At 58.4% G+C, this 24,307-nt stretch carries 24 protein-coding genes and 1 pseudogene; 13 read left to right on the top strand and 12 right to left on the bottom strand.

What is annotated here, in order from left to right:
- Nucleotides 1-168 precede the first annotated feature (168 nt).
- Nucleotides 169-1,686, bottom strand: coding sequence for a sodium/proline symporter PutP (putP, locus tag I6L35_RS02285; RefSeq protein ID WP_201986304.1), 1,518 nt, complete (start codon nt 1,684-1,686; stop codon nt 169-171).
- 326 nt (nt 1,687-2,012) lie between these two features.
- On the opposite strand from putP, the gene I6L35_RS02290 reads away from it, so the two are divergent.
- Nucleotides 2,013-2,906: a DUF535 family protein gene (locus tag I6L35_RS02290; RefSeq protein ID WP_100652902.1), complete on the top strand. Its 894-nt coding sequence runs from the start codon at nt 2,013-2,015 to the stop codon at nt 2,904-2,906.
- 69 nt (nt 2,907-2,975) lie between these two features.
- On the opposite strand, the gene I6L35_RS02295 is transcribed toward I6L35_RS02290, so the two are convergent.
- The 8 genes and pseudogenes from I6L35_RS02295 to I6L35_RS02330 all read right to left on the bottom strand — a co-directional run bounded on the left by I6L35_RS02295 (nt 2,976) and on the right by I6L35_RS02330 (nt 11,058).
- The gene (locus I6L35_RS02295) at nt 2,976-3,902 is read right to left on the bottom strand and encodes a L,D-transpeptidase family protein (protein ID WP_005354531.1); all 927 of its coding nucleotides are present in this window, start codon (nt 3,900-3,902) and stop codon (nt 2,976-2,978) included.
- Nucleotides 3,903-4,089: 187 nt separating this feature from the next.
- Nucleotides 4,090-5,331, bottom strand: coding sequence for a mechanosensitive ion channel family protein (locus tag I6L35_RS02300; protein WP_005335524.1), 1,242 nt, complete (start codon nt 5,329-5,331; stop codon nt 4,090-4,092).
- A 143-nt stretch (nt 5,332-5,474) separates the two neighbouring features.
- On the bottom strand, nt 5,475-6,674 hold the full coding sequence (locus tag I6L35_RS02305; RefSeq protein ID WP_216979437.1) for an acetate kinase: 1,200 nt from the start codon (nt 6,672-6,674) through the stop codon (nt 5,475-5,477).
- A 221-nt stretch (nt 6,675-6,895) separates the two neighbouring features.
- Nucleotides 6,896-7,366, bottom strand: coding sequence for a YhcH/YjgK/YiaL family protein (locus tag I6L35_RS02310; protein ID WP_216979438.1), 471 nt, complete (start codon nt 7,364-7,366; stop codon nt 6,896-6,898).
- A 317-nt stretch (nt 7,367-7,683) separates the two neighbouring features.
- Nucleotides 7,684-8,790, bottom strand: coding sequence for a 1-acyl-sn-glycerol-3-phosphate acyltransferase (locus I6L35_RS02315; protein ID WP_216979439.1), 1,107 nt, complete (start codon nt 8,788-8,790; stop codon nt 7,684-7,686).
- A 130-nt stretch (nt 8,791-8,920) separates the two neighbouring features.
- Nucleotides 8,921-9,619: pseudogene (locus tag I6L35_RS02320) on the bottom strand (aspartate/glutamate racemase family protein).
- Between the two features lie 126 nt (nt 9,620-9,745).
- The gene (locus I6L35_RS02325) at nt 9,746-10,336 is read right to left on the bottom strand and encodes a LysE family translocator (protein WP_040068358.1); all 591 of its coding nucleotides are present in this window, start codon (nt 10,334-10,336) and stop codon (nt 9,746-9,748) included.
- Between the two features lie 125 nt (nt 10,337-10,461).
- Nucleotides 10,462-11,058: a LysE family translocator gene (locus tag I6L35_RS02330; protein ID WP_040068356.1), complete on the bottom strand. Its 597-nt coding sequence runs from the start codon at nt 11,056-11,058 to the stop codon at nt 10,462-10,464.
- A gap of 116 nt (nt 11,059-11,174) precedes the next feature.
- Here I6L35_RS02330 and I6L35_RS02335 point away from each other — a divergent pair, with 116 nt between their 5' ends.
- From I6L35_RS02335 to I6L35_RS02345, 3 genes are all read left to right on the top strand, one after another.
- Nucleotides 11,175-12,551 (top strand): PLP-dependent aminotransferase family protein, encoded by a 1,377-nt coding sequence (locus tag I6L35_RS02335; RefSeq protein WP_201993039.1) that lies wholly within the window; start codon nt 11,175-11,177, stop codon nt 12,549-12,551.
- A gap of 54 nt (nt 12,552-12,605) precedes the next feature.
- Entirely contained in the window at nt 12,606-13,073 is a 468-nt protein-coding gene (locus I6L35_RS02340; RefSeq protein WP_216979440.1) for a hypothetical protein, read from the top strand.
- 124 nt (nt 13,074-13,197) lie between these two features.
- Nucleotides 13,198-14,859, top strand: a complete 1,662-nt coding sequence (locus tag I6L35_RS02345; RefSeq protein ID WP_216979441.1) for a hypothetical protein — start codon at nt 13,198-13,200, stop codon at nt 14,857-14,859.
- Between the two features lie 136 nt (nt 14,860-14,995).
- Here the strand turns inward: I6L35_RS02345 and I6L35_RS02350 are convergent, their stop codons facing one another.
- The gene (locus I6L35_RS02350) at nt 14,996-15,409 is read right to left on the bottom strand and encodes a CBS domain-containing protein (RefSeq protein ID WP_005343339.1); all 414 of its coding nucleotides are present in this window, start codon (nt 15,407-15,409) and stop codon (nt 14,996-14,998) included.
- Between the two features lie 154 nt (nt 15,410-15,563).
- On the opposite strand from I6L35_RS02350, the gene I6L35_RS02355 reads away from it, so the two are divergent.
- From I6L35_RS02355 to I6L35_RS02365, 3 genes are read left to right on the top strand one after another with little or no spacing between them, the layout of a single operon-like run.
- Nucleotides 15,564-17,474, top strand: coding sequence for an ABC transporter ATP-binding protein (locus tag I6L35_RS02355; RefSeq protein WP_216979442.1), 1,911 nt, complete (start codon nt 15,564-15,566; stop codon nt 17,472-17,474).
- The gene (locus tag I6L35_RS02360) at nt 17,467-17,928 is read left to right on the top strand and encodes a DUF2390 domain-containing protein (protein ID WP_181363570.1); all 462 of its coding nucleotides are present in this window, start codon (nt 17,467-17,469) and stop codon (nt 17,926-17,928) included. Before I6L35_RS02355 ends, I6L35_RS02360 begins: the two co-directional genes overlap by 8 nt.
- Complete coding sequence (locus I6L35_RS02365; protein WP_216979443.1) at nt 17,922-18,776, top strand: 23S rRNA (adenine(2030)-N(6))-methyltransferase RlmJ; 855 nt, start codon at nt 17,922-17,924, stop codon at nt 18,774-18,776. The genes I6L35_RS02360 and I6L35_RS02365 overlap by 7 nt, the downstream gene beginning before the upstream one ends.
- 103 nt (nt 18,777-18,879) lie before the next feature.
- Here I6L35_RS02365 and I6L35_RS02370 read toward each other — a convergent pair whose 3' ends face one another.
- Nucleotides 18,880-19,086 carry a hypothetical protein gene (locus tag I6L35_RS02370; protein WP_005354562.1) on the bottom strand — a complete coding sequence of 69 codons (207 nt, stop codon included), beginning with the start codon at nt 19,084-19,086 and terminating at the stop codon, nt 18,880-18,882.
- Nucleotides 19,087-19,277: 191 nt separating this feature from the next.
- On the opposite strand from I6L35_RS02370, the gene I6L35_RS02375 reads away from it, so the two are divergent.
- Both I6L35_RS02375 and I6L35_RS02380 read left to right on the top strand, forming a co-directional pair.
- The gene (locus tag I6L35_RS02375) at nt 19,278-19,643 is read left to right on the top strand and encodes a DUF2061 domain-containing protein (RefSeq protein WP_042084552.1); all 366 of its coding nucleotides are present in this window, start codon (nt 19,278-19,280) and stop codon (nt 19,641-19,643) included.
- A gap of 187 nt (nt 19,644-19,830) precedes the next feature.
- Nucleotides 19,831-20,427: an MliC family protein gene (locus I6L35_RS02380; RefSeq protein WP_216979444.1), complete on the top strand. Its 597-nt coding sequence runs from the start codon at nt 19,831-19,833 to the stop codon at nt 20,425-20,427.
- 40 nt (nt 20,428-20,467) lie between these two features.
- Here the strand turns inward: I6L35_RS02380 and I6L35_RS02385 are convergent, their stop codons facing one another.
- A complete protein-coding gene (locus I6L35_RS02385) occupies nt 20,468-21,643 on the bottom strand; it encodes a retropepsin-like aspartic protease (protein WP_216979445.1) in 1,176 nt (391 codons plus the stop codon).
- A gap of 479 nt (nt 21,644-22,122) precedes the next feature.
- Between I6L35_RS02385 and I6L35_RS02390 the strand changes: the two genes are divergently transcribed.
- The 4 genes from I6L35_RS02390 to I6L35_RS02405 all read left to right on the top strand — a co-directional run bounded on the left by I6L35_RS02390 (nt 22,123) and on the right by I6L35_RS02405 (nt 24,186).
- Entirely contained in the window at nt 22,123-22,551 is a 429-nt protein-coding gene (locus I6L35_RS02390) for a VOC family protein (RefSeq protein ID WP_216979446.1), read from the top strand.
- A 273-nt stretch (nt 22,552-22,824) separates the two neighbouring features.
- Complete coding sequence (locus I6L35_RS02395) at nt 22,825-23,163, top strand: hypothetical protein (protein ID WP_216979447.1); 339 nt, start codon at nt 22,825-22,827, stop codon at nt 23,161-23,163.
- 147 nt (nt 23,164-23,310) lie between these two features.
- Nucleotides 23,311-23,658, top strand: a complete 348-nt coding sequence (locus I6L35_RS02400) for a hypothetical protein (RefSeq protein ID WP_042052364.1) — start codon at nt 23,311-23,313, stop codon at nt 23,656-23,658.
- A gap of 24 nt (nt 23,659-23,682) precedes the next feature.
- Nucleotides 23,683-24,186 (top strand): hypothetical protein, encoded by a 504-nt coding sequence (locus I6L35_RS02405; protein ID WP_042052365.1) that lies wholly within the window; start codon nt 23,683-23,685, stop codon nt 24,184-24,186.
- The last annotated feature ends 121 nt before the right edge of the window (nt 24,187-24,307 follow it).

The raw sequence follows: 24,307 nt of genomic DNA on the forward strand, positions 1-24,307 counted from the left end.
GTGCCAAGACAAAAGAAAGCGAGCACCCGGGAGCCACTGGCCGAACATAAAAAAGTGCCCAAGAGTGAATCAGATAGCACAAAGCCCCGCCAAACCGGTGCAAGGATGGCCAACCAGGGCGCTCCTTGTCCGGGGGCGGGGCTCTCAATCAGAAAGCGGTAAGGGGGATCAGTTCACCGCGACCGGCTCTCCCGCGCTCTCGGCCGGGGTGTTGTACTCCTCCTCGGCATCGCGGAAACGCTCCAGCATCGCTTTTGAGGGCGCTTCGCCCAGCAGACTGCCCACCACGATGGCCAGCAGTGCGAACAGGAAGCCCGGAATGATCTCATACAGCCCCAGCCAGCCGAACTGCTTCCAGACGATGACTGTGATAGCACCGACCAGCATGCCGGCCAGCGCGCCGTTGCGGGTCATTCTCGGCCAGAGCACCGAGAGCAGCACCACGGGACCAAAGGCGGCACCGAAACCGGCCCAGGCGTAGCTCACCAGCCCCAGCACCCGGTTTTCCGGATTCATGGCAACGGCGATGGCAATCACGGCGATCAGCAGCACCATCAGGCGACCCACCCACACCAGCTCACGCTGGGAGGCATTCTTGCGCAGGAAGGGCTTGTAGAGATCCTCGGTAATGGCGCTGGAGCAGACCAGTAATTGACAACTTAGAGTGCTCATCACCGCCGCCAGAATAGCGGAGAGCAGCACACCGGCGATCCAGGGGTTGAACAGGATCTTGGAGAGCTCGATAAAGACCCGCTCCGGGTTGCCGGTCACTCCAGCCGCCACTTCCGGGAAGCGGGCGAAGTAGGCCAGCCCGAAGAAGCCGATGGCCACCGCGCCTGCGAGGCAGAACACCATCCAGGTCATGCTGATGCGACGGGCATTGGCCATGGAGTGGTGGGAGTCCGCCGCCATGAAACGGGCCAGAATGTGGGGCTGACCGAAGTAGCCAAGGCCCCAGGCCATCAGCGAGATGATGGCGATCACATCCAGATTCTTGAACATGTCGAGGTTGGTGGCGCTCTTGGCGGCCACCTCGATCATGGCGCTGTCTATCCCGCCGACGGCGATGATGACGAAGACCGGGGTCAGGATCAGGGCGAAGATCATCAGGGTCGCCTGCACCGTATCGGTCCAGCTCACCGCGAGGAAGCCGCCGAAGAAGGTGTAGGTGATGGTGGCGGCGGCACCTACCCAGAGGGCGGTGTTGTAATCCATGCCGAAGGTGCTCTCGAACAGACGGGCACCGGCCACCACGCCGGAGGCGCAATAGATGGTGAAGAAGAGCAGGATCACCAGCGCCGAGAGAATGCGCAGCACCTTGCTGTGATCTTCAAAGCGGTAGGTGAAATAGTCCGGCAGGGTCAGGGCATTGCGGTTCTTCTCGGTATGTACCCGCAGGCGACCCGCTACCCAGCGCCAGTTGAGGTAGGCGCCGATGACCAGACCGATAGCGATCCAGCTCTCGGAGATGCCACTGACGAAGACGGCGCCGGGCAGGCCCATCAGCAGCCAGCCGCTCATGTCGGAGGCGCCGGCGGAGAGAGCGGTCACCCAGCTCCCCATCCGGCGGCCGCCCAGAATGTAGTCATCAAAGTTGCGGGTGGCGCGATAGGCGACGAAGCCGATCAACACCATTCCGAGGATATACACCAGGAAGGTGATTAACATGGGTGTGCTAGCTGTCATGCGAAACTCCGTTTTGTGTCATTTTATGCCCGCTCTGGTGACGGGCTCATCCCTAAAAAACCGGCCTAGCTTAATCAGCCGTTCGCGCCAGCTCAACCACTTTTAACAAACACAAAACACAATAAAAACCTTTGCGCATCAAATCATCTGCCACATCAAGAGGATGGCGCCAGATTTCCTGCCGTGGCCGTGGCTGCCATATCGCCGCAACGGCGGCTATTGAGCGTTATGTTTTCACATTTTGTTACTATCCATTTTTTTACAAGCCAGCGCCCCGCTCCTACACTCCCCGCCCTGTCTCATCACACCAGTCAGAGGTCGGCACCATGTCATCTCATCTGTCACACCTGCGAACCCTCGCCCGCCGCCTTCATCCGGTGGAGGAGTCGGGTCATCTCATCCGACGGGCCAAGTATGTGGGGCGTCTCTGGCTCAATCCCGGCGCCCGCGCACTCTATCGCCAGCAGCAGGAGCAACCGCTGCTGGCGCAGGCGATCAGCCGCTTCCCCGATATTCTGGAAAAGCCGATCCACCCCTATCGCCACAAGGGGCTCCGCAAGCGCCTGCGAGCCGGGCTTATCAGCGGCCACTACCAGCAGCTGGCACGTCAGCTGCCCAAGGCGCAACAACTGGCAATCTACAGCGGGCGCGGCCTGCTGCTGGCCCAGTGGCAGAGCGACAAGCTGACGGCACCGCTGACCCTGCAACTGGATTACCAAACCCACATGGGCAAAGAGGGGGAGATGAGCCTGACCCTCAAGCTGGGTGACGCGGCGCTCTATTACATGGCCCTCAATCTGCGCCCCGCGCCGAACCCGACCCTCGAGATCTGCTCGCTGCAGGGCGGCAAGGGGCAGAGCGAGGAGATCAAGCAGGTCACCAAGGCGTGCGGCGGGCTGCGCCCCATGTCCCTGCTGGTCTATATGGCCGCCGAGCTGGCCCGGGGGCTGGCGTGCAAGAGCCTGCTCGGGATCCGCACCCAAAGCCACGTCTATCAGAGCAGCAAGCGCACCGCCGATCGGGTCAAGTTCGACCTCGACGGCTTGTGGCAGGAGCATCAGGGCAGCGTGCAGGATGAACTCTGGATGAGCCTGCCGCTGGAGGTGCCCCGCAAGACGCTGGAGGAGATCCCCTCCCGCAAGCGGGCCAGCTACAAGGCGCGCTACCAGCTGCTCGATCAGCTCGGCAGCGAGCTGCAGGCAAATCTGCTGCGAAGCTGAGTCAACGCAGCAGAAACAAAAAGGGCGAACAGCTTGCTGTTCGCCCTTTGTCGTGACGGGGATTTGCCGTTAGCGGTTGATCGCCATCGGCATGCCGTTGCGCTGCTCCAGCGCCTGCTTCACCAGTTGGGAGTCGCTGTCGGCGTGGGCAATGAAGCGGGTCACCGCCGGGGTCATCGGCAGCGGTGCCGGCAGCTTGGAGTTGAACTCCTCTTCGCTGCGCGACAGCGGCTGATGCACTTCCAGATAGCGGACACCGTTGGGCTCGAGAGAGGCCTTGATCGGCTGGTTGACGAACTGGACGCGAGTACCGACCGGTACCTGCTTGAACAGATAGGCGATGTCATCGTTGCGCAGGCGCACACAGCCGTGGCTCACCCGCAGGCCGATGCCGAAGTTGGCGTTGGTACCGTGAATGGCGTACATCTTGCCGATGTAGAGGGCGAACAGACCCATGGGGTTGTCCGGACCGGCCGGCCATACCGCAGGCAGGCTCTCGCCACGGGCGGCGTATTCGGCATGCATCTTGGCGGTCGGGGTCCAGGTCGGGCCCGCTTTCTTGCGCTGCACGCTGGTCACCCAGTTTTCCGGAGTATCGGTGCCGAGCTGGCCGATGCCGATGGGCAGCACTTCCACCACTTTTTTACCCTTGGGGTAGTAGTAGAGGCGCATCTCGGCCACGTTCAGCACGATCCCTTCACGGGGTGCATCCGGCAGGATCAGTTGCTGGGGGATCACCAGCTTCTCGCCGGTCTGTACCAGCAGGGGATCCGCATCGGGGTTGGCTTCGGTCATGTTGGTGAGCCCCAGCTGGAATTTGGCCGCAATGGCCTCCAGCGGCTGGCCGTTCTCTTCGGCCGGAACCACGTATTCCAGATTTTCCCCTACCAAACGGCTGTTGGCCGCAGGCAGAGCATATTCAACAGCGAAAACCGGCGCAGCGGTCAGCAGCAGGCTGTAGCAGAGTGTTGCCACACTATTGCGAAGGAGCTTCATAACTTTCCCATGATGATGACTTGAAGTGACGTCTCTGGGCTGGCAGCTGATCAAGAGGGGATCAGGGGCGCGAAGAGAAGGCCGCCATTTTTCTCCTCTGCACGGCAAATTTCAACTGACAAGTGGCGACGGGTCGATGATTAATATGCGGTTTTTTCCGCGTCCCCGACCCGCCCCATTTCCCTGTTTATCCCCGTTGCCAGGCACGCATGTCGTAACCTGTGGGAGATTGATGCAACCGCAGATGAAATTGCTCAATGATGGCGAAGATATGGTCGAAAATATCGGCCTGGATCCCTTCGTAATCGGCCCATGCCGTTGTCGCGGTAAAGCAGTAAATTTCCAGCGGCAGACCGTCTGACGTGGGTGCCAGCTGGCGCACCATCAGGGTCATGTCCTTGCGAATGCCGGGGTGGGCACGCAGGTAGGCATCCAGATAGGCGCGCAGGGTGCCGAGGTTGGTGAGGTGACGACCGTTGATGGGGCAGCTCAGGGCATCGCTCAGCTGCTGGTTGTAGGCACTCAGCTCCTGCTCCTTGCGGCTGAGATAGGGTGCCAGCAGTTGGGCCTGCTTGAGCTGCAACTGCTCCTCGGCCGTCAGAAAGCGCACACTGGTCATGTCGATATTGACGCTGCGCTTGATGCGGCGGCCGCCCGACTCGGTCATCCCCTGCCAGTTCTTGAAAGAGTCGGAGATCAGGGCATAGGTAGGAATGGTGGTAATGGTCTTGTCCCAGTTCGACACTTTGACCGTGGTAAGCCCGATGTCGGTCACCTCGCCATCGGCGCCGTACTTGTCCATCTGCAGCCAGTCACCGACGCTCAGCATCCGGTTGGCGGAGAGCTGGATCCCCGCCACCAGCCCGAGGATAGGGTCCTTGAATACCAGCATCAGCACTGCGGTCATGGCACCCAGACCGCTGAACAGGAACAGCGGCGACTTGCCGAGCAGCAGGGCGATCATCAGGATGCCCACCAGAATGCTGCCTACCAACTTGGCCCCCTGGAAGATGCCGCGCAGGGGCAAATCCCGGCCAAGGCGGGTGTAACGGCTCACCGACAACAGGCAGTCGAGCAGGGCGAAGAAGGCCAGCAGCAGGAACAGCAAAATCCAGAGCTGGGCCACCATCTCGATAAGCTTGAGGCTATCCGATTGGCGGGGTAGCCAGATCTCCGCCTGACCGAGCAGCACGGCCCCCTGCAGCACAAAGGCGAGCCGGTTGAAGAGGCGCTGTTGCAGCTGGGGCGGCAGCCACACCTGCTTGGCCTTGCCGAGGATCCCCACCAGCCGGACCAGCAGTACCCGGTGCAGCGCCATGTGCAGCAGCAACGAGGTGATGACGATAAAGCCCAGTGCGATCACCAGCGCCATCAGGCTGGTCACCTCCACCCCAAGGCCCGACAACCAGTTAAAAAACGCCTCTTTCATTGCTCTCTCCCGAACCGGGCAGCCCGCTGGCTGCAAAAACAGTGGTGGTCAGGGTACCGCTCCCCTCCCCCATGTCAAATCGGCGTACGCCAGAAATGACAACGCCCGGCACAGGCCGGGCGTTGTTTCAAAGCGAGGCTGACTTAGCAGACCAGGCTCAGGGCATCGCGAGCGATGACCAGCTCTTCGTTGGTTGGGATCACCATGGCGCAACGGCTGTCGGCGGTGGTGATGCGACCTTCGCCACCCAGTACCGCGGCGTTGTTGGCCTCTTTGTCCACCTTGAAGCCGAACAGAGCCAGGCGGTTCAGCACCATCTCGCGCACCATGGCGGCGTTCTCACCGATACCGCCGGTGAAGACCACGGCGTCCAGACGACCGTCCATCGCAGCGGCGTAGGCACCGACATACTTGGCCACACGGTAGGTGAAGACATCCAGCGCGCGCTTGGCACCGGCGTCGGTGGCGTAGTTGGTGGTGACGTAGCGGCAATCGCTGCTCGCTTCGGTCATCCCCAACAGACCGCACTCACGGGTCAGGGTGTGGTTGATCTGCTCAACGCTGTAACCGAGCTGGTCGTGCATGAAGAAGACCACGGCCGGATCGATATCACCGGAGCGGGTACCCATCGCCAGACCTTCCAGCGGAGTCAGCCCCATGGAGGTGTCTACGGATTCGCCGTTCTTGATGGCGCAGACAGAGGCACCGTTACCCAGGTGGCAGTTGATGATGTTCAGTTCATTCAACGGCTTGCCCAGCTCTTTTGCGGCCTCTTCCGCGATGTAGCGGTGAGAAGTACCGTGGGCACCGTAACGACGGATGCCGTGTTCGCGGTAGAGCTTGTGCGGCAGCGCATAGAGGTAGGCCTCTTGCGGCAGAGTCTGGTGGAAAGCGGTGTCGAAGACGGCCACGTTCTTCTCGGACAGCTGCGGGAACACTTTCAGCGCGGCGCGAATACCGATGAGGTGGGCCGGGTTGTGCAGCGGGGCGAACGGAATGGCGGCTTCGATACCGGCGATCACGCCGTCATCAATGCGCACGGAGCGGGAAAACTGCTCGCCACCGTGTACGATTCGGTGACCGATGGCCACCAGTTGCTCGGCAAGAGTCGGATCCTGCGGCAGGATGTGACCCACGATATGGTCGAGGGCCTCCTGGTGAGCGGCACCCGCTCCCAGCATGGCTTCGCCCTTGACCCCGTGGAGTTTCCATTTGATACGTGCATCATCCAGATTGAAGCATTCGGCCAGGCCGGACAGCATGTCCTCACCTGTTTCGGCGTCCATTACGGCAAATTTCAGGGAAGAGCTACCGCAGTTAAGGATCAATACCAACTTGCTCATTTTCTACATCTTCCTGTGCTTCGGCTTTATGCCGACAGTGTCGTGTCATCCAAAAGAGGATGGGATTCCCCTGCCGGGGGCTTATGGTCGCAGGAGGGTGCGTCCAATTTTTCAATTCTTGCTCTTGAAAGAGTGATCGCAACTTGTGGTGCATATCACTGGTTTCAATGCTTGCGAGTCTCAACGCATCAGCTGCGCAGGGCTCGCCTCAATGGGAGTGCTCAGGCGATAGCCAGCAGCTCCTTGTGTACCTTGACCACCAGCTTCTTCACCTTGGCGGGCTGGTTGAAGGTACAGAGCGGGCGGTGCAGCTCGCCCGGCCAGAAGATGGCGAAATCGCCAGGTTGCAGCGCCAGATAGCTGGTCTGCTCGTCATCGACAAACCAGAGGTCGGGATGGGGATGGTCGGCACCTTCATCCGCATACTCATGGGGCCCGACACCTATCCACTCTTCGCCATCCAGCAGCAGCTGAATATCGAGATAGTCGCGGTGAAACTCACCACGGCGATCCGTGGCGGGCTCGGTCATCTCCTCGCTCACCAGACAGAACAGCTTGAGACCGTCGATCTCGCTCTTGCCAAGGGGCGCATCGCGCCAGCGGGTAACACTTTTGACCACCTCGACCATGATGCGATCCAGCGGGGCAGGCAGCGGTGTCCGCTGCAAAGTGTTCAGGCTACCGGTGATCATGGTGCGAGTATCTTCCTGTTAGATATATCTATGCGGCATCTTTTCCGCCCAATGAAAAAGGACCTGTTACAGGTCCTTCGATAATACCCCCGGCGATCCGTGCAGAGGGATTAGAGCTAACGTTCATATTCAGCATATTGGAGCACTGTTACACACTCATCCAGTGATTGCCAAGAGTATGGACTCCATTTTCACGGTGATCGTACCAGCTGAAACCATATTATTCACCACCCTTTCCCCCTCGACTTTGACCAGACGCAAAAACGGGAGCATCAGCTCCCGTTTTTTTCGCAAAACCGTTTAACAACCGGCTTCATTCAAGCCTTTTCGGCGTTTTCCACCGGTTTGGCGTACATGGCACGCCAGATAGCCTTGTGCTCTTGTGGCACTTCTGACTGACGGGTCAGGAAAGCAGCCTGTTCGATGGTATTGGCCTTGCCAGCCACATCTGCTGCCAGATAGTTGCTGGGGAAGAGGCGGTAACTGCTCCATATAGCCTTATCGATCAGCGCGGCCAGTTCGTCCGGATCGCTGAAGCCCTCGGTAATGGGGGCGCCGAAAGAGACATGTACCCGCCCCTTCATGCCGACGATACCGGCGACAATGCTCTCGATATCTTCGAACTCGCCCTTCTCGTAGCTGCCGTTGACCGATTTCTCGTAGAGCTCGCGCGCCTTCGCCTTGTCGGTGGGGTCCAGCTCGTAGCTGATGCTGACCGGCACGATATTGAGGCTACGCATGTAGTCGACAAAGTCGATCTTCTGCTTCTTGCCGTCGACATAAAACATCTTGAGGATGGCCGGATCGGTCTTGTCATCCCCATCCTTGGCCCGCCCCTCTTTCTGGGCGATCCAGATGGAGTGCCCCTCGTGGACCGACTGACCTATATAGGCCGACAGCTCGCCGAGCGCTTTCATCATCTCCCGCGGCCCCTTGGCGGAACGCTTGACGATAAAGCTCTTGTTGAGCTTCATCAGCTCGGTGGCGCAGGGCTTGCGCAGCAGGTTGTCGCCGATGGCGATACGTACGGTATCGAAACCGTGGGTGTGCAACCCCCAGTTGACGAACGCCGGGTCCATGGCGATGTCTCTGTGGTTGGAGACAAACAGGTAGCCCTGCTCCTTCTTCAGATGTTCGAGCCCGGAGAAGGTCACCCCCTTGGTGGAGGTGGCGATCATGCGGGACATATAGCGAGTCACCCCCATCTGGACCTGATGCACCGTGGTCACTTTTGACCATTTACGGCGCAGGAACAGGCGGATCATCGGGCGGATGGCCCAACCCAGCCAGCTCATCAGGGAACCGAAACGATACTTGGCGATGGCGCCGATAAATTCATCATCCTGGATCAGCCGTTCGATGGCTGCCGGCACTTCTTCATCGCGGTAGGGGCGAATATCCGCGAATCTATCTACTTCAGTCACAATGTCAGCCTTGCATGCTAGGAAACCGCAGCCAACCCTTGTTGGCCGGGGAAAATTCAGGGCGCAATTTTACACGCTTTTATGGCAAGGGGTATGAGACAAGCATGAATAGTGAGATCTGACCAGTTTATTAATCGGCTGCCAGTGCCAGCGCGACCGCCGCTTCGGCATGGATGGCAGTGGTGTCGTAGAGCGGCACGGCGGCTCTGGCATCCCCCACCAGCAGGGCAATCTCGGTGCAGCCGAGGATCACCGCCTCGGCACCCGCGGCTGCCAGCCCCTCGATAATCGCCAGATACTCGGCCCGCGACGATGCACGGATCTCCCCCAGACAAAGCTCGTCATAGATGATCCTGTGTACCCGCTCCCGCCCTGCCTCATCGGGTACCAGCACAGTAAACCCGAAGCGCGCCTGCAAACGCCCCTTGTAGAAATCCTGCTCCATGGTGAAGCGGGTGCCGAGCAGGCCGACTCGGGTGATCCCGTCAGCCCGCAATTTGGCCGCGGTGGCATCGGCGATATGGAGCAGCGGGATATCGATGGCGGCCTCAATCTCGGGGGCGACCTTGTGCATGGTGTTGGTGCCGATCAGCAAGAAATCGGCGCCGCCGGCCTAGATAGCCTGAGCTTCGGCCACCAACAGGCGAGCGGTGGCGGGCCAGTCACCAACATGCTGCAGCCGCTCTATCTCGGCAAAATCCACACTGCTCAATAGCACTCGCGCCGAGTGCAAACCGCCAAGCTGCGCCCGCACCCCGCGGTTGAGCGCCTGATAGTAACTGACGGTGGACTCCCAGCTCATGCCACCCAACAGACCGATACATTTCATAGGAACTCCTTTCATCCCGAGGGAGGGCAGAACCACGCCACCTTGCAGGCAAGATCACGGGAGCGAGATAAAAAAGGCCCCGCAGGGCCAACAAGACAGCCGGTAAAGGCCCGGGGCAACCCCGGGCTAAATCCAGATCATCCCGACACAGGCGGCCGTCGCCAGCCCCATGCCGAGGTTGAAACGCCGCCAGCCTCGGGCGGTGCGAATGATTTGCCGCACCTGGGCACCAAAAAGCACCCAGAATGCCCCGGTGTAGAGGCCGGTAATAAAGAAGATCACCAACACCCAGAGCGCGGAGGGCCAGTAAGCCTCCCCCGCCAGAGTGAAACCGCTGATGGCGGAGAGCGCCATCATCCATGCCTTGGGGTTGAGCAGTTGCAGCATGGCCCCCTGATGGGCGGGAATGAGCGGACGGTTGCCCTCGGCCGGGCCGCTGGCGGTCGCCACCTTCCACGCCAGCCAGAGCAGATACGCCGAGCCGATAATCTTGAGGCCATCGTGCAGCAGCGGCACCTTCTCAAATACCACACCAAGCCCCAGCGCGGTAGCGAGGATCATCAGATTGATCCCCCCCACCACCCCCACCAGCAGGGGAATCGTGCGGCGAAACCCCTGCGCCGCCCCGGCGCTGGTGAGCAACATGTTATTTGGCCCCGGCGTGCCGCAGGTAACCAGGGCAAACCCCGCCAGGGGCAGTAACCAGTTCAGATCCATCTCAACCTCTTGTCGATTCAACGCCCCCGTTATGGGGAAAGCCTTCTAATATGCAGAGCCAACCCCGTGGCGACAAGTCAGAAATGCCTCTTTCTCGGCCACCTCCCCCTCCAGCGCAACACGGCTCAATACCAGAGCATCACCACACAGAGTGCCGTCAGCAGGCCGAGAGAACCGTTGAGTCGCCGCCAGCCCCGATCCGAGCTGATCCAGTTGCTCAGCTGATGGCCGAACAGTACCCAGACAAAGCAGACCGGCAGGGCCACCAGCGCAAACATGACCATCACCGCCAGCTGACTCGACCAGTAACTGGCGCCGGGCAGGCTGAACAGACTGATGGCGGAGATCCCCATCATCCACGCCTTGGGATTGAGGAACTGAAAGCCCAGCCCCTCCAGCATGGTCAGCGGACGGGCCCTCCGGGCCGGATCCCCCGGCGCCCCGGCCACCGCGATACGCCACGCCAACCACAGCAGATAGAGGCTGCCGAAGATCTGCAAACCGAGCCGTAGCAGGGGCCAGCGCTCGAACAGCGGATAAAGCCCCAGCGCCAGCACCAGTTGCAACACCGGCTGCCCCAGCCCCACCCCGAGCAGATGTGGCAGAGTGCGACGCACCCCGAAGTTGGCGCCGGAGGCCGTCAGCATCAGGTTGTTGGGCCCCGGCGTACCGCAGGTGAGTACGGCAAAACCGAACAGGGTAACATACCACTCCATCGTCATATTGTGACTCCTTACTCGCTGAATTGTATCGATACAATGCAAGCTATTTGATTGTTATCAGGCTGAAATTCACGCTATATTGACAACAAATTTGGATCAATGGATTTATTGCCACCATGACAATCTGGACGCCCGACCTTGCGGCCTTCGATGGCCCCCTCTACCTCAAGCTGGTCAAAGCAATCGAACAGGGGATCGCGAATGGCGAGCTGCCACCGCAGACCCGATTGCCTACCCACAGATCCCTGGCGGATCGTCTGGGTGTCACCGTAGGCACCGTCACCCGCGCCTACAGCGAGGCGGAGCGGCGCGGCCTGCTGGCCGCCCGGGTGGGCCACGGCACCTGGGTCAAGGGAGCGAACACGGATCCCGCCAATGAGTGGGTGATCCGTCAGGAGGAGGGGCACCGCATCGAGCTGTGGCAGAACCTGCCGGTGCAGCTGGATCGGGCGGCCATCATTCGCCCCATGCTGGGGGAAGTGGCGGATGGGGATCTCAACGCTCTGCTCGGCTACGACAAGGAGGCGGGACGACCGGATCAGCGCCAGCAGTTCGTCAACTGGCTGGCGGAGCAAGGGGTGGCCTGTAGTGAGGATCGCCTGCTGTTCAGCCACGGCGCCCAGCACGGCATCATGCTGGCGCTGCTGGCGACCGGCTGCGTGGGGGAGACCATCCTGTGCGAGGGGCTGAGCTACCCCGGTATGCTGGGCAATGCCCGCCAGCTGAAGAATCAGGTGGTGGGACTGGCGATGGACGAGGAGGGGCTGCTGCCCGAGGCGCTGGACGCCGCCTGCCGCACCCGCCGGGCCAAGCTGCTCTACCTCACCCCGACCCTGCAAAACCCCACCACCGCCATCATGAGTCTGGCGCGGCGGGAGGCCATCGTCGCCATCGCCCGTCGCCACGATCTGCTGATCATCGAGGATGACGTCAACGGCCTGCTGCCCCAGCAACCTGTGATCCCTCTGGTCAATCTGGCGCCGGAGCGGGTCATCTATCTGGGCAGTCTGGCCAAGATCGCCTGCGGCGGCCTGCGGGTGGGCTTCGTGCTGACGCCCCCTGCCCTGCGCAGCGCCTTCGCCCAGACCATGCGGCTGTCGAGCTGGATGGTGAGCCCGCTGTTGATCGAGCTCGCCTGCAAAATGGTCAGTCAGCGCCAGATCATGCCGCTGGTCGAGCAGCAGCGGGAGATCCTCAAACGCCGTGGCGAACTGCTGCGCCACCTGCTGCCTGCCGCCCGCTGGCAGCCGGGCAGCATGCACGCCTGGCTACCGCTGCCGGAGCCCTGGCGCAGCCAACAGTTTGCTGCCGCCGCCGATGCTCTTGACGTTGGCGTGGCGAGCGGGGAACACTTCGCCGCCGGTCAGTTTGCCGCTCCGCAAGGGGTGCGCCTGAGCCTGAGCCAACCCGCCACCGATGCCCGGGTCGGCGAAGGGCTGGCCCGTCTGGCGCAGCTGCTGCAGGGGACGCCCCCGAGCAATCCCCTGCTATAGTCAGGGCCAGCCGACCTGACCTTCACGCTTCATCGTCATTGCCAAGGAGATGCCGTGCCCCCCATCAGAGCCGCCCTGCTGCTTGCCACCCTGTTGCTGGGTGGCTGCGCCTCGTCAACGACCCACCAGCAGCTGGGGGCCGCGCTCAATGGACTGGAAGGGGAGTTGCAACGGCTGGAAGAGGAGCTGGCGGCCATGAACGGCCTGCACTATCAAAAGGCGATCGATGCACCGCTCAGTTTGCGCCGTGCGCTCGGGGCGCCGCAGCCCACGCCAGAGGGGCTGGTGCCGGTGGCCAGCAAGCTGGAAGATGGGCCGATCCTGCGCTATCAATACCGCCTGCCAGCGGGTATGACGAGTCTGCCCCAAAACAACCTCTGCCAGCGCTACGAATTTGAACTGCGCCATCTAGGCCGCCTCGGCAAGCTGGAATTAAGCTGGCAGGGGGAACAGGGGAGTGGCTCACACCAGATCCGTCAAACAGAGTGTGTCTTTCTCACCGAAGCACATAAATCCCGGTAACCGCCTATAATGCCCTTCCTCGTCTCGCGCCGACTACTGTCACTTTTCCTCCCCCGCAGAGTTGTCGCCATGTTCCTCTTGGGTCTAATCTGATCTACTCGTGGAGTATTGAAAGGACGCGTGCATGACGATACTGCTGCTCGAAGAGGATCCACTGCTCCGTAGCGCCATCACCCGGGAACTGACCGAACAGGGTATCCCTGCTGAACGGATCCACCACCACAGCCACCCGGGTCAGGAACGCAGCGGTCTACTCACCCTGCTGCAACAACAGCCATTCGATGCCATTATCTGCCAGCAAAATAGACAACTGGGGCATGACGGCGCCCGCCTGCTGCATGAAGCACACTACCTCGGCCTGCTACAACCCGCCTGCGTACTACTGTTGATGGATGCAGACCAGAACGAGCAGGATTTTCTCCCCTCGGACCTCTACTTCTCCCTCCATCTGCCACTCCCCTTCATGACCGGGGAGCTCACAACTGCGCTCAAGCAGTTGACACAACTGAGCAGGATGACCCACACCCTCGCCCCTCCAACCCTGCTGCGGGAGTGGAAACTGGCGACCGCACTCTGTGAAGACCTGCTCTATCAACGGGACAACCGACCCCTTGCCCCCTGGCTGGATCGGTTCAAGGGTTACCTGCTGCTGCAGTCCAGCGAACAGCTCACTGCCGCCCAGCATTATGCCCTGTGTGCCAACGAGTATCGGGCAAGCTGGCCGAGGGCCGGATTGTTCTACGCCATGTTGGGACTGGGCAAACTGCAGAGTGCCGAAACCGACTTGCAGCGTCATCAAACCATATTGCCGACCGCCACCCGACTGGAGCTGCAACTCGCCAGTCAGTTGCACCAACATCAGTGGCAGGCAGCCTGGGAGACCATGGTGCAGTTGCAACAAGTCCGCCCCCATCAACCCCGCTGGCATCAGCTGGCCATGATGCTGGGACTATTACAGCAAGACGAGAGGAAGGTGCTGGAACAAGCCAGTACCCTGAATCTTCACCATTTCAGTGAACAGCGCGTCCGGCTGGCCATCGACCACTTCATGATCAACGCCATGCTGGCGGTGCTGTGGCATACACCATCCAGCAACCGGATCCGCTCCCTGCAACAGGAGTGGGCCCATCTGAAGCGAACAGTAAACCTGCCCGCGCAGGAGTTCGAGCTGCTGCAGGCACTGATGCAGGGATTGGATTACCGCTTCGACGAGGCGCTGATCCTGATCGCCCACCATCAACCCAGCCAGGCGAGCGAGAACCATCTCACCCTGTTATTGGGCTTTGCCGTCTGTCAGTTTTGTGGCCTGCCCCACCATGCCCAGCGCTATCTGGCGCAGCTGACACACTACCGTGACCGTGTCGCCCCCCACCCCCTGACCCGTCAGCTGTTTCACCATCTGCTAACGGAACTGGGCCAACAGTTGACGGCGCGGGAGCAGCGCCTGACCAGCTTGCGCCAAACCCGTCATCAAGGGATACAAAAAGGTGACTATCAACTGGCACTGCAGGCCGGCTTGCAACTGCTGGAGGAATTTCCCGCCCTGCCCGGCGATGCCTGGCAACTGCTGGAGCTGCTACAGCACAGCTGGCCGGCGGGCATGGCGGCCCCCAGGGTTGCGCTGCTGGTCGATACCCTGGAGCGGCGCCTCAAGCACAGCCCTGCGTTTCTGGATCAACATGCCCAGCAGTATCAGCGTACTCTGCACGAGATCCGCACTCACTTGCAGCCGCACCTCTCCGGCAGCGCCCCCGCCAGCCTGGGCAAGGGGCCCCCGGAATCATGATGAGGCTGGCCTGTGCCGCCAGCCACATAAGAGAGAGGGGAGCCTTGGCTCCCCTCTATTCATTTCGTGTAACCTTATGGCCCTCAAGAACGGGCACAAGCAGATACGGTGACAGATGACTGTTAAGTCCCCGGGCTCAGCCCAGCGCGTCACTCTCCAGCGCGACCTTGAGAAAATCTTTCCAGCTGATGATGCCGACCAGAGCGCCATTCTCCAGCACCGGCAGGCAGGAGACCCCCTTCTCCAGCATCAGCTTGACGCCGTCGCGCACGGTGAGATGGGGAGCGATGGTGACGAGCTGACGACTCATGATCTGGTGGGCCCGCTTGTTGAGGGTTTCGGTATCGCGGCTCATCTCGGCTTCGGAGTCGAGATAGGGGCTGATGGCGCGGAACAGATCCCGATCCGAGATGACCCCCACCAGTTCCTCCTCTTCCAGCACCAGCAGGTGGCGAAAGTGTGCCTGCTCGAAGATATCCCTGATGACTCGGAGTCGATCATCCATTGAAACGGTGGCGACCCGGGTCGTCATAATATCCCTGATATGCATGCTAACCTCCCGTTACCAAACTGGTTTCTCTGTTATGGCATGTTTTTACGATGCCAGCCAGTGGCAAGCCCCTCACCAAAGTGCAAATCTGCGTCATTTCACGTAAGATCCGCGCCAGTTTTTCTCCTCCATTTTGAGCAAGCAGATCCCACCCATGATAGTTGCCAGTCAAATCGAACTGATCCGCGGCGGCCGCAAGCTGCTGGACAACGCCTCCGCCACCATTCACCCCGGCCACAAAGTGGGTTTGGTGGGCAAAAACGGCTGTGGCAAGTCCACCTTTTTTGCACTGGTACGGGGCGAGCTGGCCATCGACAGCGGCACCTTCAGCCTGCCCGCCGGTTGGCAGATTGCAGGCGTCGCGCAGGAGACCCCAGCGCTGGACTGCTCCGCCCTCGACTACGTGATCGACGGCGACAAGGAGTTCCGCTCGCTGGAGGCCCAGCTGGTGCAAGCCGAGCAGGATGACAATGGCCTGTTGGTAGCCGAGCTGCACGGTCGCCTCGATACCATAGGCGCCTACAGCATTCGCGCCCGCGCCGCCGAACTGCTGCACGGCCTCGGTTTCAGCGACGAGCAGCTCAGCTCGCCGGTGCGCAGCTTCTCCGGTGGCTGGCGCATGCGTCTGAACCTCGCTCAGGCGCTGCTCTGCCGCTCCGATCTGCTGCTGCTCGATGAACCGACCAACCACCTGGATCTCGATGCGGTGATCTGGCTGGAGAAGTGGCTCAAGGGCTATCAGGGCACGCTGGTGCTGATCTCTCACGACCGCGATTTCCTTGATTCGGTCATCAGCCGCATCATCCATATCGAGAACGGCAAGCTCAACGAATACACCGGCGGCTACTCCGACTTCGAACTGCAGCGCGCCGAACAGCTGGCCCAGCAGCAGTCGATGTACGAGAAGCAGCAGCGGGAGATGTCCCACATGCAGGCATATGTGGACCGCTTCCGATACAAGGCCTCCAAAGCCCGTCAGGCACAGAGCCGCCTGAAAGCGATGGAGCGGATGGAGAAGATCCTGCCCGCCCACGCCGACTCGGAATTCAGCTTCGAGTTTCGCGAGCCCTCGGCCCTGCCGACCCCGCTCATCGCCATGGAGAACCTCTCTGCCGGTTACGGCGACAAGGTGATCCTGGAAAAGATCAAACTCAATCTGGTACCGGGTTCGCGCATCGGTCTGCTCGGTCGCAACGGCGCCGGTAAATCGACCTTTATCAAGATGCTGTCGGGCTCCAACCCGCCGCTCTCCGGCAAGCTCGAAGTGAGCGCCGGAGTGAGCATCGGCTACTTCGCCCAACATCAGCTGGAGACCCTGCGTCTCGACGATTCCCCGCTCGATCATCTGGCCCGCCTCGCGCCGGACAAGACCGAGCAGGAGCTGCGCAACTATCTGGGCAGCTTCGGTTTTCACGGTGACAAGGCGCTCGACAAGGTGGCGCCCTTCTCCGGTGGCGAAAAAGCGCGGCTGGTGCTGGCGCTGATCACCTGGCAAAAGCCGAACCTCCTGCTGCTGGATGAACCGACCAACCACCTGGATCTGGAGATGCGCCACGCCCTCACCATGGCGCTGCAAGGCTTCGAAGGGGCCATGGTAGTGGTCTCCCACGACCGTCACCTGCTGCGCACCACCACAGATGACTTCTATCTGGTGCACGGTGGCCGGGTCGAGCCGTTCGACGGCGATCTGGACGACTACCACAAGTGGCTCGGCGAGCAGGAGAAAGAGGCCAACGCCAAACCGGCCGATGGCCCCGTCTCTGCCAACTCGGCAGTGGCGCGCAAGGATCAGAAGCGGCGCGAGGCGGAGTTCCGCCAGCAAACCCGTCCCCTGCGCCAGAAGCTGGAAAAGCTCGAAGCGAGCATGGAGAAGCTGCAAGGCAAGCTTGGCGACATCGAGAGCCAGCTGGCCGACCCCGCTATCTACGAAGAGAGCGCTAAAACCAAGCTCTCCGAACTGCTCAAATCCCAGGGCCCCCTCAAGGAGCAGCTGGAAGAGGTGGAGCTGGAGTGGATGAGCCTCTCCGAAGAGCTGGAAACCATGGAGCAAGCCTTCTTTGCGTGACGAACAGCTGATGGCCAGCGAGCGGGTCGCGATCCACGAATTGCCGACGCCGATCGGCTTCTGGCACTGGAGCGGCAAGGTCTATGGTGAGCGCAGCCAGGATTGGCTCACCGTGCAGGAGCAGGGGGGCAACGTCAATCTGGCGCTGCTGCTGCACCGGCTCGATCAACTCGGCATCGTGGTCGATCTGACCGACCTGCAACCGGCGCTGGTGCAGACCGAAGCGGTGCTGACCCCGTGGCGCGCCCTGCGCCAGAGCGCCAAGACGCGACTCGACGAGCAGCAGTATCAGTCGATGCTGGCCCACGAGCTGGAGCTGGAGCGGCTGCAACAGGGCGTCCTGTTGCAGACCCTGCGCAGCCTCTCCCTGTTTCGCGGCAACAGCCGCAATTTGTTGAACTATCTATCGTTACTGGGTGCCCAGCAGGGCCCCCTCAGAGATCTAATATGCTGAGCTATCGCCACGCCTTTCACGCCGGCAACCATGCCGACGTGCTGAAACACGCCGTTCAGGCCCTGATCATCGAGTCCCTCAAGAAGAAGGAGAAACCCTTCATCGTGCTGGACACCCATGCCGGTGGCGGTCTCTACGACCTGCGCGGCGACTGGTCCCAGAAGAAGGCCGAGTATGCCGACGGCATCGGCCGCCTGTGGGACGAGCGGGCCCAGTGGTCTGCCATGGCCCCCTATCTGGGTGTTATCGAGGAGATGAACCAGAACGGTGAGCTGCACTACTACCCCGGCTCGCCGGAGCTCTCCCGCCGCCTCACCCGCGAGCAGGACAAGCTGGCGCTGATGGAGCTGCACAACAACGAGGTGGAAGATCTGCGCGCCAATATGGGTTACGACCCTCGCGTGGCCGTGCACCACCGCGACGGCTTCGAGGGGCTGATCGCCCTGCTGCCACCGACCCCGCGCCGCGGGCTGGTGCTGATCGATCCGCCCTATGAGCTCAAAGAAGATTACTTCGCCGTGGTCGACACCCTGAAAAAGGCACAGAAGCGCTGGGCGACCGGCATCTACGCCCTCTGGTATCCGATCCTCGGACAAGAGGCGGACAAATCCCGCGACATGCTGCGTGCCATCAAGCGCGAAAACTTCGGCAACGTCCTAGTGGCCGAGCTGGAAGTGGCCGGTCAGACCAAGGATTGGGGCATGAACGGTTCGGGGATGCTGATCATCAGCCCACCCTGGATGCTGGACGAGCAGATTGAAGCCTTCCTCAAACCGCTGTGTGCCAAGCTGGCGCAGGGCGCCGGCGCCCAGTACAAGGTGGAGTGGCTCAACAAGGCTGAGGATTAATCCCCGCCCCCGCTGCGCTCACCGAATTCAAAAGCAAAAGCCCCATCACGGGGCTTTTGCTATTGGTACGGCCGGTGTGTGCGGCAGCCTGAACCTGCGCGTCCTATGAGCGGGCGGGCAGATCCTGTTTCAGCGCAACCAGCAACAGGGCCAGCAGGCCAAAGGGCGGAAACAGACAGAGCAGGGAGCAGATAAGGGTGATCAGCGCCGGATGCTCGCTCTTGCGGCGCGCCAGTCGCCAGGCGATGACGCCGACGATGACCATCAGCAACGCAATGAACTGGCCAAGCAGGGTGGCATTGATATTCATGAAAGATCCTTTTTCATGGGCAAGTGTGAAGAACCTGTACTTTATCGCCTTGGTTGCGATTGGCAACCGCTGAACCGTACCGGCCACTCGCCCGTTGATAGGTTCTCTCTATTTCGGCAATAGATGAGAATAGTTTTCATTTAATCTCATTTCGGCGGATACTCTCATCATCAACAGAGGGAGCCGCCATCATGAAAAAGACCATCAGCTTTGCCATCCTGCACTTCGGTGTCGCCTTTACCGTGGCCTACCTGCTGACCGGTGAACTGCTGACCGCCAGTCTGATCGCCCTGATCGAGCCCGCCGTCAACACGGTCGCCTTCTACTTTCATGACCTTGGCTGGCACAAGCTCAAGCCAAATCACAGCCTGCAGGCCAAGACCAGCAGCTTCGCGGTGGTCCACTTCTCGGTGGCCTTCGGAGTGGCCTTCCTGCTGAGCGGCGAGCTGCTCACCGGCGGCGTGATGGCGATGATCGAACCGGCCATCAATACCGTGGTGTTCTTCTTCCACGAGCGGCTGTGGCGCGCCCGCAGTCAGCAACTGGCGCTGGCTTGATCAACCGGGCAACCCGCCTCCCCCCTTTATCGCGGCCACAAAAAACCCGACATTCCGGCGAGGAGTGTCGGTTTTTTCCGCTTGGCAGCCATTCAGCAGTGTAAGTGCGCTCAGCTCCCCTGCTGCATTGCCCTGTAGAGTGTGCTGTAGTAGGCAGATATGCCCTCCTCATTGCTGGAATCTATCGATGAACAAGACCTTGTTTGCGACCCTGCTGTTTGCCCCTCTGCTGGCCAGTGCCGCAACCCCCTCCTTTGACTGCACCAAAGCCTCTGGGTCGGTCGAAACCCTGATCTGCAAGGATGCCGGACTGGCCGCCCTTGATAACGAACTGGCGGCCCTCTACCCCAAGGCGATTGCTGCGCTCTCTCCCGAACAGCTCAAGACCGAGCGCGCCATGCAGCGCGGCTGGATCAAGGGGCGCAACGACTGCTGGAAGGGGCAGGATCTGCGCCAGTGTGTGGAGGATAACTACCTGCTGCGGATCACCGAACTGCAGATCAGCGGCGGCCAGCTGATGGTGCCGGCACCGGTCAACTACCAGTGTGGCAAGAGCGTCATGCTCTCTACCTACTTCTATAACGATGCCAAGCTGCCCGCCGCGGTGATCAACCTGAGCGAGGGCGACAAGCAGCAACAAGTGCTCGCCTATGAAGCCCCCAGCGCCAGCGGCGCCCGTTATGAAGGGCAAAACCTCACCTTCTTCACCAAGGGGGACGACGCCACGCTGGAGCGTTACGGCCAGCCAACCCTCACCTGTATGGAAAATCCAACCAAGGGCTGAGGCTCATAGGCGCGGCTCGTCTTGCCGCCCCCCACCTTGACTAGATAGCGATATCCAGCGGTTTTCCTTCCCGCACAATCCGCAACTTGAGCGACCCCGGCTTGCCGGTGCTGAGCAGTTCACGCACCTTGTCGATCTCGAGGGGGCGATAAGCCACCCCGTTGATCTGCTCCAGAATGTCGCCGTTGGCCAGACCATAGGGGGCCAGATCCCGTTCGTCGCTGTAGTAGACCTGCAGATGCTCGCCATCAAAACGCACCCCGATATTGCGCAGGATTGGCGGCACTTTTCGCGCCAGGCTGTCGGCGTCGTAGCAGAGCATCATCCGCCCGGGCATGATCGCAAAGCGATTGAAGCGGTTAACAAAATCCAGCCCCAGACCATACTGCTCATTGCTGTTTTCCGACACGCGCAGCTCACCGAGCTGGCGCTCATCAAAGTGCAGGCCGGTGAGGATATGTTCACGCCCCTCCACCATACCGCTGGCATCCACCCCTTTGCGTGGCATCGCATCTTCGCCAGAGATCGCCTTCTGACTGGCCATAAAGTCGATAAAAGCATGATCGGCATAGCTCTGATCGGCCCCGGTATCCAGATACATGCGCACGCTGCTCTCGCCGTGGGTCAGATACACGGCCGGGGAGCGGTTGTAGCTATCTTCATAGCCGATGCAACGCTCGAAGGTGGCTGCCGACGGTGCCGTCAGCGAAGCCGTGAGCTGATGCCTGTCGCGATCAAACACCCAGTTGAAACGGCGGATGGTGTCGATCCCGAGGATGCCATCGATACGGCTGCCAAGAGACTGGGAGAAAAGATCGAAATCAACGGTTGCCCACAGATCGCTGTCATCAATGGTGACCGACCCCAGCGAGAAGGGTTGCGGCTCAACAAAACCAAGCTGCTCGCTGCCCAGTTGGCTCGAAACGCTGTTCACAGTGGCAAAATCAGCCTGATAGGCCCTGGGCAATTCGCTTAAGGTCAGCGCCTTGAAACGGCTGGCCAGACGACGATCGATAAAGGTGATACTGGCCCCGGTATCCAGCAAAAACTGGTACTGCTCACCAGCGATGGTGACGGGGATCAGGGGGGCACTTTCGTAATGTACTGTCAGCAACGGGCCGGGTGCATTGCGTTTGGCGGATGAATCCGGGGCTGTGCAGCCTTGGACGACGAACAGGGCCAACATGGCCAGCGCCACTTTGAACTGCGACTTCATAACTCTCCTTCCCGATAGCAGATGCCCCCGCGACGCCACCACATAATGCTATCTTGTTGATTTATATATAAATAAGCTATTTCGGCGGGGGAGGCGGACAATAACAAAGAGTTTTATGCTGGTTCAAGCCGGATATGACCATGAATATTCTATGGGGATAGCTCAAGAATGGTTGTTCACGCTATCTCGGCGCGTCATCAATCGTTGGCGAGATTTGATTAATTTATTGATCTTGAACAGAAATCCTCAATATTGAGCTTTCTCTCCACAGCGCCATGGTTAATATTGCCATTTGGCAACAATTGCCTCGTCGGAGTCTCCCATGAGCCATGCCAACCCCATCCCGTTGGTAAAATGCAGCAGACTGGAGGCTGAAATTCAGGGGCGGTAGCCATGCCAAATCATGCCCGCCTTTTTTGTCAAAGCCAGCCAACCGGCAAGCGGCTGACTCATCCACAACATGCAAATCAAGGTGGTGTATGGAAACACAAACCCTGCATCGTGGTCGGCTGATCGACCATATCCAGCTGGTGGTCAAAGATCTGGTCGCCAGCCAGCGCTTTTATACGGCCATTCTCACCACCCTCGATATTCCGCTGGGCGGCACAGGTGAGGGCTACTTCTGGGCAGACGAACTGTTTGTCACCTCTGTCGACAGCCCCGCCGCGCTGGGGGTGTTGACTGGTCGCCACCATCTCGCCTTTCAGGCAAAAAATCGCGCTATGGTGGATCGCTTTTATCAGGCCGCGCTGACCCACGGCGGCAAAGATAACGGCTCTCCCGGTGAGCGTAATTATCATCCCGGCTATTACGCAGCTTTTGTCCTCGACCCGGACGGCAATAATATCGAAGCGGTTTATCACGGTGAGGCAAAGCGCAATGTGGAATCAGTTAAAATTCAGTTTTAGCAATATAGTGAAATACTATTAATATGAGGTCCGTAATGAACTATGAGGTAATTAAATTTTGCTAAAAATGGTGGTGTTATAATTTCATTATTACAGCACTTTTACATTGCCAAAGGTAAAGCAAAGTTATAATTTCAAGCTAAAATTACAACATTATTATAAATTAATTTTTCAGCTTATTGACAATATAGCAATAATCATACAGAAGGATCAAACATAAAAGCATCGCCTCTTTATGTCTAATCACTGTTACACATATTATTAGGAATAGCAATGACAAAAATGAACGTAAAAACAGAACTAGAAAACCTGAAAAAAGACTTTTCTGAACTCATGGACTTATTTGATAATTCACATGTAAATATCGCGTTGATATCTGAAAAATACGCTAAAATCAAAACTCTGGTAAATGATAGACTCGTTTTTATAGAAAAAGAAGAAAAAGTTAAAAAATTAAATAGATATGAGGTTTGTTTTTTACTACCTGCTATCAGGGAGGTAAGTCTGCACTGTACCGCTAGAATTGGTTCAAAAAACATCGAACAATTGAGTTCTTCTATTTATGACGGAGAAGACTATTGCTCTTACTGGCTTACTGCACTAGGTACATAAAAATATTCGAGAGGTACTATCAAGTACTCTGCCATTTAAATCTCGATGGCTATCTTTATTTTTTGATCTTGAGTTTAGTACCAATAAGTTAATGGCAACGTAAATTAGCATTATATTAAATTCAATAACTCAGCATGGAGACTAGTAATGAAATACGAAGAGATTGCTAAAATATGCGAAGAACTTAGCTACCGAGATAAGTTCAGGCTTGCCCAACTTCTAATTCAATTAGCAAGAAAGCAGGAAGAAGAAGAGTATCCAGTGCAAAGAAAACCGGAAGGACCGGCCAATGACATAAACAATATCACCTATGTCGCTGAGCGACTGCTGAAACTAAAGCCGGCAAAGAAAAGTACCCTTCTAAACTCCATCGGCGCAATGTTTCAATTCCAGGGCGGAATATCTGATGCAGATAAAGAGAAAATTGCCATAGTACTTCAAAAGAAAAAAATAATTACCATTACAGAAACAGGCAAGGTTTTATACCCAGAATAATGTGTAATCAAGGAGTGACAATTTTTGCCGACAATCACTGAAATAGAAGAGGAAGCAACTAAATTCAGGGGTTTACTTGAGAGGTGTGATAAGAAAAACACAAAGCTAGTAATTGAGTGCTTTCCAATTATGAGTTGTAAGTTATCTTCTATGCTTTTAGCCTATCATTTTCTTTTGTTATGGCCAAATATGGAGATTAAAGGTATAAGTGGAGCCACAGGAAAAAATAAAAACATAACCCATTACTGGCTAGAAATAAATGATGTTGCAATTGACATAACAGGCGATCAATACAATATCATTAGTGAAGAAGAATTAAATAAAGAAATTATAATGAATCGGCCATTTGGAGTTGTACATGTTTACAATAAAGCTAGCAGCTACCTGTATGATCTATTCAAGATCATAGAAAGCGAGCCTCTCGTATATGGATTTCCTACAATTGGGGAAGATTTTATTGAAGATCTAGCTCTTGGTTACAGTCAAATAATTTATCAGGCAACATGTGAGAATAACAAAAAAAATTAGGCCAATAGTTTTTATTAGCAATAATGTAATCGGACTTTCACGATAACAATATTCGTGATAGCAGCAGTTTCCTTTAGAGACCGACTTTCACATGATCTCTGTATTCACCTGTATCTTTGCT

Source organism: Aeromonas sp. FDAARGOS 1405 (genome assembly GCF_019048265.1).
GTDB classification, from domain to species: domain Bacteria; phylum Pseudomonadota; class Gammaproteobacteria; order Enterobacterales; family Aeromonadaceae; genus Aeromonas; species Aeromonas veronii_A.

Excerpts from the sequence above, each read along its gene's own strand:
- putP (WP_201986304.1), bottom strand. The coding sequence starts at position 1,686 with ATGACAGCTAGCACACCCATGTTAATCACCTTCCTGGTGTATATCCTC.
- I6L35_RS02290 (WP_100652902.1), top strand. The coding sequence starts at position 2,013 with ATGTCATCTCATCTGTCACACCTGCGAACCCTCGCCCGCCGCCTTCAT.
- I6L35_RS02295 (WP_005354531.1), bottom strand. The coding sequence starts at position 3,902 with ATGAAGCTCCTTCGCAATAGTGTGGCAACACTCTGCTACAGCCTGCTG.
- I6L35_RS02300 (WP_005335524.1), bottom strand. The coding sequence starts at position 5,331 with ATGAAAGAGGCGTTTTTTAACTGGTTGTCGGGCCTTGGGGTGGAGGTG.
- I6L35_RS02305 (WP_216979437.1), bottom strand. The coding sequence starts at position 6,674 with ATGAGCAAGTTGGTATTGATCCTTAACTGCGGTAGCTCTTCCCTGAAA.
- I6L35_RS02310 (WP_216979438.1), bottom strand. The coding sequence starts at position 7,366 with ATGATCACCGGTAGCCTGAACACTTTGCAGCGGACACCGCTGCCTGCC.
- I6L35_RS02325 (WP_040068358.1), bottom strand. The coding sequence starts at position 10,336 with ATGGATCTGAACTGGTTACTGCCCCTGGCGGGGTTTGCCCTGGTTACC.
- I6L35_RS02330 (WP_040068356.1), bottom strand. The coding sequence starts at position 11,058 with ATGACGATGGAGTGGTATGTTACCCTGTTCGGTTTTGCCGTACTCACC.
- I6L35_RS02335 (WP_201993039.1), top strand. The coding sequence starts at position 11,175 with ATGACAATCTGGACGCCCGACCTTGCGGCCTTCGATGGCCCCCTCTAC.
- I6L35_RS02345 (WP_216979441.1), top strand. The coding sequence starts at position 13,198 with ATGACGATACTGCTGCTCGAAGAGGATCCACTGCTCCGTAGCGCCATC.
- I6L35_RS02350 (WP_005343339.1), bottom strand. The coding sequence starts at position 15,409 with ATGCATATCAGGGATATTATGACGACCCGGGTCGCCACCGTTTCAATG.
- I6L35_RS02355 (WP_216979442.1), top strand. The coding sequence starts at position 15,564 with ATGATAGTTGCCAGTCAAATCGAACTGATCCGCGGCGGCCGCAAGCTG.
- I6L35_RS02365 (WP_216979443.1), top strand. The coding sequence starts at position 17,922 with ATGCTGAGCTATCGCCACGCCTTTCACGCCGGCAACCATGCCGACGTG.
- I6L35_RS02370 (WP_005354562.1), bottom strand. The coding sequence starts at position 19,086 with ATGAATATCAATGCCACCCTGCTTGGCCAGTTCATTGCGTTGCTGATG.
- I6L35_RS02375 (WP_042084552.1), top strand. The coding sequence starts at position 19,278 with ATGAAAAAGACCATCAGCTTTGCCATCCTGCACTTCGGTGTCGCCTTT.
- I6L35_RS02380 (WP_216979444.1), top strand. The coding sequence starts at position 19,831 with ATGAACAAGACCTTGTTTGCGACCCTGCTGTTTGCCCCTCTGCTGGCC.
- I6L35_RS02385 (WP_216979445.1), bottom strand. The coding sequence starts at position 21,643 with ATGAAGTCGCAGTTCAAAGTGGCGCTGGCCATGTTGGCCCTGTTCGTC.
- I6L35_RS02390 (WP_216979446.1), top strand. The coding sequence starts at position 22,123 with ATGGAAACACAAACCCTGCATCGTGGTCGGCTGATCGACCATATCCAG.
- I6L35_RS02395 (WP_216979447.1), top strand. The coding sequence starts at position 22,825 with ATGACAAAAATGAACGTAAAAACAGAACTAGAAAACCTGAAAAAAGAC.
- I6L35_RS02400 (WP_042052364.1), top strand. The coding sequence starts at position 23,311 with ATGAAATACGAAGAGATTGCTAAAATATGCGAAGAACTTAGCTACCGA.